Here is a 6,258-nt window from a genome sequence, read left to right as displayed (position 1 = left end):
CCGTAAACTTTAGCAAGAGTAGTACAGATAGCTGCAGTTAGAGTTGTTTTACCGTGGTCAACGTGGCCGATAGTACCAACGTTAACGTGCGGTTTCGTACGTTCAAATTTTTCTTTAGACATGAGTGGTCCCTCTAGGTACGGATTTAGGTGGCCCAAATTGACCACGCAACCAAAAAAGATAATTGGTAAATCTAATATCAAAAGGAAATAAACTTGAGAGCTGGTGCTGATAGGCAGACTCGAACTGCCGACCTCATCCTTACCAAGGATGCGCTCTACCACCTGAGCTATATCAGCACTCAAATTAGAGTGGAGCGGGCAGCGGGAATCGAACCCGCATCATCAGCTTGGAAGGCTGAGGTAATAGCCATTATACGATGCCCGCAACACGTAACTCTGAGAGCTATTTCCTAAAGAATATGGTGGAGGGGGACGGATTCGAACCATCGAAGGCAGTGCCGGCAGATTTACAGTCTGCTCCCTTTGGCCACTCGGGAACCCCTCCAAAATTTCTAGCCATTCTCACTACTAATTATTTCCGAAGAAACAGGAGAGAATGGTGCCGACTACCGGAATCGAACTGGTGACCTACTGATTACAAGTCAGTTGCTCTACCTACTGAGCTAAGTCGGCATAAGTGGTGCGCATTCTATTGAATGATTTTCGAGGTTGCAATAGTAATTTTAAAAAAAATCATAAAATTCGATTTTTTAGATTCGTTTGCTGCAAATTCGTACAAACTTGGCTTTTTTAAAGTAAACTTCGACCTTTGTCGTTTGCTTTGAAGTTCGCTTGATGTATGTTCTTGCTTCTACTAAACCAAGGATAAAAGAGACCCATGAGTCCATTTTTGTCATTTGACCGTGCAAATTGGGCCGAGTTAAGAAACTCTGTACCGATGACACTTTCTGAAGACGACTTGACTGCGCTTCAGGGCATTAATGAAAACCTAACCATGGAGGAAGCGGTAGAAATCTACCTTCCTTTGTCTCGTCTTTTGAATCTGTATGTCCAAGCGCGTCAAAGCCGCAACTCTGTATTACAACAATTCTTGAATACGGAAGAACATGCCCCTCCTTTTGTGATTGGTATCGCCGGCAGTGTCGCTGTAGGCAAAAGTACGACAGCTCGTATTCTGACCGCATTGCTTTCTCGTTGGGAGAATCATCCCAAAGTGTCCTTGGTCACTACAGATGGCTTTCTATATCCGAAAAAGGTACTAGAAGAACGCGGTATCATGCATCGTAAAGGGTTTCCTGAGTCCTATGATATCAAGCGTTTAGTCGAGTTCATGTCTGACGTAAAGGCGGGAAAACCCGATCTTGAAGTACCCATCTATTCTCACATCACGTATGACATTACTGATGAACTAAGAAAAGTGGATAGACCGGATGTTCTTATCATTGAAGGTTTAAACGTTCTACAAAGTGGAATGGATTATCCGCATGATCCACATCGCGTCTTTGTCTCTGATTTTTTGGATTTTTCGATCTATGTCGATGCTGAAACAGAGACAATTGAACAATGGTATGTGGAACGATTTTTAAAGTTTCGCCAAGGGGCTTTTACTAAACCCGGTTCTTATTTTAGTCACTACACGCAACTGTCAGTCGATGAAGCAAAGCAAAAAGCGAAACAAATTTGGCATGATATTAATGGGCTCAACTTGGAGCTGAATATTCTTCCAACCCGAGAAAGAGCCCATTTGATTCTACACAAAGGCGTCAACCACTTGGTTGATAAGGTGTCTTTGCGAAAGTAATTGAACGTCAATCGCTTTTACGCAACGAGATTTCACCACCAATGTAAGTCTCTAGCCCTTGCGAGGTTTCGAGTAATATCCCGCCTTGATGATCGATGCCGCGTACGACGCCGTGCACCTCTCTAGGTCCGATGAGCAGCTTGACTTGACGATTGAGAAAGTTATCTAATCTATTCCAACGTTCGACAAAGCTGGTAAGTCCTTTCAGTTCATACTCGATAAGTGCGGAATTCCAATGCTTGATAAGCGTCGTCGCTAGGACATTTCTATCGATCACGAGACTCTCGTTTACCTGATTCAATGTTGTCCATGGTTGATCAATCTCAGGTTGCTCATCAGGCATTCCAATATTGATCCCCATCCCAATCACAAGATGAGCAGCACCACCGGCCTGCCCTGACATCTCCACTAAGATTCCTGCCAGTTTTTTATCTTGATAATACAGGTCATTTGGCCACTTGAGTTTAACGCCTTGTATGCCCATTTCTTCTAGTGCTTCCACTGCGGCAATACCAATAACAAGGCTTAAGCCCATTGCCGCGGCCATTCCCGCATCTAATCGCCAGTACATGGATAGGTATAAGTTAGAGCCAAATGGAGAGATCCATTGTCTACCGCGGCGGCCACGTCCTTGTGCTTGATACTCAGCTATACAAACACGGCCCTTTTCTGACTCTGCGACTCTATCAAGCAAATACTGGTTGGTTGAGTCAATCACAGGAACAAGCTCAATAAGTGACTCCGCACTAGCAGTAAGGAGAGCTTCATCTAGCAACAGCAATGGTGATGCCAACTGGTAACCGCGCCCTTGCACTCGATAAATATCAATGCCCCACTCACTAAGACCTTTAATATGCTTAGCTATTGCCGCTCTGGATACATTCAGGGCTTCGCCCAGCGCCTCTCCAGAATGAAACTCGCCGTTACTTAATGACTTTAAGATATGAAGTTTCGTAGAGTGATCTTTTCTCATCTTAACGCCTCGATCTGAGCCAGGTTGGTTTCCCCGGTGCGGTTCAGAAATCGCACTTCATGCTCAAGTTCTATTTGGTATTTATCCCACACAGCCTGCTTCACTAGGGAAGCAAGTGCTACAACATCATCGGCACTGCAGTTGTCCATGTTGGTCAAAACCAAGGCTTGCATAGGATTGACCTGTGCACCATGCACAGACTTCCCCTTTAATCCGCACTGATCAATCAGCCAACCAGCCGCGACTTTCATTCCGCCAGGAGTTGGATAGGCCACGATATTAGTATGTTGCTTCATGAGCCGATCATAATGATCTTGGGTGATCACTGGGTTTTTAAAGAAACTTCCTGCGTTACCTACCTTGACTGGATCCGGCAGTTTCTCCGTTCGCACTTGGCAAACTCGCTCGAAGATTGTTGCTGGGCTAAGTTGTTCTTCCGGAATATCTTTTAAAGGACCATATTGATTAATCGGTTGCCATTGCTTAGCCAACTTAAGCCCTAGTGCAGTAATAAAGCACTTTTCATGCAAAGCGTGTTTAAAAATGGAGTCTCGGTAGCCAAAGTTACAGTCTCTGGCGCTCATTCTTCTATTTTCAAACGTAGTTAGATCAAGAACATCCACGTAGTCACAAATGTCTTTTAGCTCTAGCCCATAGGCTCCAATGTTTTGAATAGGAGCCGAGCCTGCACAGCCAGGGATCAGGGCTAGGTTTTCTAACCCACCAATTCCCTGACTCACACACCAGGAAACCAACTCAGGCCAGTCTTCACCACCTGCAACATGCAATAGGTATTGGTCATCCGTTTCCGTCACATCTTTACCCATGATTCGATTAACGATCACTAACCCGTCAAAATGCTCAGTGAAAAGAACATTACTTCCTTTACCTAAAAAAAGCTTCGGTAAATGGGTGAATCTCGGGTCTTGAAATAGTTGAATAACCTCCTCGAGCGACTCGATGATGGCTAAATAGGAACACGACTGTTCAATCCCAAAAGTATGGTAAGCCTTAAGGCTTGCATTTGTTTTAATTTGCATAGTAGGTTTGCAACGTCAGATAAGATTCTCTTAAACTGTCGACATTCTACATTAGTTATCTTTTAACCGCAGTGACAATACCTGACTCATTAATCATAGAAGTGTTAAATCCTATCAAGCTCCCTCTCATTAAGAGGTTGTACAAAGCGCATTACCCTTCGGGTCGAGCCAAAAAGGATGAACTGATCATTACAGCGAGCCATAAAGGTGAAATTGTTGCGTTACTACGCTTAAAAACCGTAGATAGATCTCGGTTGCTGACGGGAATGCTGGTCATTCCGACACTTAGGGGAACTGGCATTGGAAAAGAACTACTAACTCATTGTAAAAACAATGTTTTCACTGATGGCGATTATTGCTTCGCGTTTACACATCTCGAATCCTATTATTCCAAGCATGGATTCAAAACCATTGATTGCTCTGAGCTACCACACCCGCTAAAAATGGCATTTCAACGCTATGTAGATAGCGGTAAAGATCTCATTCCAATGCAATTCATCTCTTCAACGACATCAAAACGCGCGCTTTTGTAGCCAGGTAAATCATATCTTTGATAAAATGGCAGGTTCGCAATATTGCACTAAACTAAGGTACTCATACCGATATGATAGTAAGTAGGAATCCATTCGAACAGTTGCCAAGTCTCGCTGTCAATCCGGAAGACTTTGATGTTCTGTATTCAGCAGAATCATTCAGGACTCGTCTTTTGGATGCAATCAGCAAAGCAACGTCGCGAATTTACCTAGTCGCTCTATATCTGGAAGATGATGAAGCTGGACGTGAAATTCTCACTGCGCTTTATGAAGCGAAACAGCGCAATCCTGGGTTGGACATCAATATCTGTGTCGACTGGCATCGGGCGCAGCGTGGCCTTATTGGTACGGAAACATCTGAGGGTAATTCAGCGCTTTACAAAGCGTATGCCAATAAATATCAACACCCGATCCCTGTCTATGGCATACCTGTGCGTGGCAGAGAGGTTTTTGGGGTACTGCATTTAAAAGGTTTCATTGTCGATGATACTGTCATCTACAGTGGGGCAAGCTTAAATAACGTTTATCTGCACTATCACGAACGCTATCGCTTTGATCGTTACCATGTGATTCGACATGAGTCTTTAGCTAATTCAATGGTGCAATTCATTCAGGAAGAGATGATTGCTCACCCTGCTGTCAATGACCTTGCTGGAAAAGATAAGCCAGAAACCAAAGAAATTAAGTCAGCGATTCGTCAACTGAGAGCTTCACTTGCTCAAGCTAATTATCAGTTTGAAGACCAACCAGCAACAGAAGAAAGTGTAAAAATCACCCCGCTAGTTGGTCTAGGCAAACGCCGCAATCTACTCAATCAACAGATTGTAAAGTTACTAGCGGCCGCCCAAAACGAAATCTTTATCTGTACTCCTTACTTTAACTTCCCTAAAGCGCTGCATCGTGAAGTGAAGCGAGCCATGAAACGCGGTGTGAAAGTAACTATTGTTGTGGGCGACAAGACAGCAAACGACTTTTATATTGCCCCTGAGGAAGACTTTAAAACCATTGGCGGACTTCCATATCTGTATGAAGTAAACCTACGCCGCTTTGCGAAAGCAAATGAAGCGAATATCGCTGCGCGTAAACTGTCAATTCACCTCTGGAAGCATGACAATAATAGCTTCCATCTCAAAGGCATTTGGGTTGATAAACGCTATATGCTACTGACGGGGAATAACTTAAATCCTCGGGCTTGGTCACTTGATCTAGAAAATGGGCTACTCATCCAAGACAATTATGCGAAGCTCACTGAGAAGTTCGAAGATGAAGTTTCGCGTATCCTTGAGCATACCCACCTTATCTGTACTTATAAACAGTTAGAAAAAGTGGAAGATTATCCGATAGGGGTGCAGCGGTTAGTAAGAAAAATAACCCGCCTAAAAGCCGATGGGGTTTTAAAACGCATCCTGTAAGCATAATTAACTTCAAAGCTCAGCATTTTCCTGCTGGGCTTTTTTATTATTCCTAGATCCAACAGCTTAATACTCTATTAGACCTCTGTTAGTAGGCTTCAGTAAATAAACTTGCGAGACACAACTGAACCCAAAACGCAACAACCTAGAATCTAGAAAGGTAATACATGCGTAAGTGGCTAGGTGCTTAATAACTCAGCCTTCCGCTCTTACTCTTTCCCACACTACACTAGTGAATAATCTTTCTAACACGTAATAAAGGGGAGCTTTAATGAGTCAGCATAGGGGATAAAAACTAGCGCTCGAGACTGGGATCCTGTTCAGCAGAAACCACACAGAATTGCGCATCAACTCGTTCATGACTGGGCCTAGAAACCATAAAAAGAAAGGAGTATATCTCTCGATGCAAGGTTTCATACCATTCTAGCTAAAAATATGATCTAATTAAAGCTATTCAAATAGTAATACCGACATGCTCATGGATAGCCTTAAAAATACCGACTTCAAAGCTCTTGCCCGCAAACAAAAATCTGTTC

Annotated in this window: 6 protein-coding genes and 4 tRNA genes; 3 read left to right on the top strand and 7 right to left on the bottom strand. The window is 43.5% G+C overall.

What is annotated here, in order from left to right; all coding sequences use genetic code 11:
* The 5 genes from NL643_RS22610 to NL643_RS22590 form a co-directional block, all read right to left on the bottom strand.
* A partial coding sequence (locus NL643_RS22610; RefSeq protein WP_253645201.1) for a GTP-binding protein occupies nucleotides 1-122 on the bottom strand: 122 nt, incomplete at its 3' end.
* Nucleotides 123-223: 101 nt separating this feature from the next.
* A tRNA-Thr gene (locus NL643_RS22605) sits at nucleotides 224-299 on the bottom strand.
* 13 nt (nucleotides 300-312) lie between these two features.
* Nucleotides 313-387: transfer RNA gene (locus NL643_RS22600), tRNA-Gly, on the bottom strand.
* Nucleotides 388-422: 35 nt separating this feature from the next.
* Nucleotides 423-507 (bottom strand) — tRNA-Tyr (locus NL643_RS22595).
* 52 nt (nucleotides 508-559) lie between these two features.
* A tRNA-Thr gene (locus NL643_RS22590) sits at nucleotides 560-635 on the bottom strand.
* A 205-nt stretch (nucleotides 636-840) separates the two neighbouring features.
* Here NL643_RS22590 and coaA point away from each other — a divergent pair.
* A complete protein-coding gene (coaA, locus tag NL643_RS22585; RefSeq protein ID WP_005398335.1) occupies nucleotides 841-1,764 on the top strand; it encodes a type I pantothenate kinase in 924 nt (307 codons plus the stop codon).
* A gap of 7 nt (nucleotides 1,765-1,771) precedes the next feature.
* Here the strand turns inward: coaA and birA are convergent, their stop codons facing one another.
* Nucleotides 1,772-2,737, bottom strand: a complete 966-nt coding sequence (gene birA, locus NL643_RS22580; protein ID WP_253645240.1) for a bifunctional biotin--[acetyl-CoA-carboxylase] ligase/biotin operon repressor BirA — start codon at nucleotides 2,735-2,737, stop codon at nucleotides 1,772-1,774.
* Nucleotides 2,734-3,777 (bottom strand): UDP-N-acetylmuramate dehydrogenase, encoded by a 1,044-nt coding sequence (murB, locus tag NL643_RS22575; RefSeq protein WP_253645239.1) that lies wholly within the window; start codon nucleotides 3,775-3,777, stop codon nucleotides 2,734-2,736. Before murB ends, birA begins: the two co-directional genes overlap by 4 nt.
* A 101-nt stretch (nucleotides 3,778-3,878) precedes the next feature.
* Here murB and NL643_RS22570 point away from each other — a divergent pair, with 101 nt between their 5' ends.
* Nucleotides 3,879-4,310, top strand: coding sequence for a GNAT family N-acetyltransferase (locus tag NL643_RS22570; protein ID WP_031780708.1), 432 nt, complete (start codon nucleotides 3,879-3,881; stop codon nucleotides 4,308-4,310).
* A gap of 71 nt (nucleotides 4,311-4,381) precedes the next feature.
* Nucleotides 4,382-5,722: a CDP-diacylglycerol--serine O-phosphatidyltransferase gene (pssA, locus tag NL643_RS22565; RefSeq protein WP_253645238.1), complete on the top strand. Its 1,341-nt coding sequence runs from the start codon at nucleotides 4,382-4,384 to the stop codon at nucleotides 5,720-5,722.
* The last annotated feature ends 536 nt before the right edge of the window (nucleotides 5,723-6,258 follow it).

Source organism: Vibrio sp. Y42_MX_L11, from assembly GCF_024181785.1.
Classification (GTDB): Bacteria; Pseudomonadota; Gammaproteobacteria; order Enterobacterales; family Vibrionaceae; genus Vibrio; species Vibrio diabolicus.
The sequence above is the reverse complement of the archived record's forward strand: the minus strand, read 5'-3'. Positions and strand labels throughout refer to the sequence as shown.

Coding starts and splice junctions, on each gene's coding strand:
- birA (WP_253645240.1), bottom strand. CDS start 2,737: ATGAGAAAAGATCACTCTACGAAACTTCATATCTTAAAGTCATTAAGT.
- murB (WP_253645239.1), bottom strand. CDS start 3,777: ATGCAAATTAAAACAAATGCAAGCCTTAAGGCTTACCATACTTTTGGG.
- pssA (WP_253645238.1), top strand. CDS start 4,382: ATGATAGTAAGTAGGAATCCATTCGAACAGTTGCCAAGTCTCGCTGTC.
- coaA (WP_005398335.1), top strand. CDS start 841: ATGAGTCCATTTTTGTCATTTGACCGTGCAAATTGGGCCGAGTTAAGA.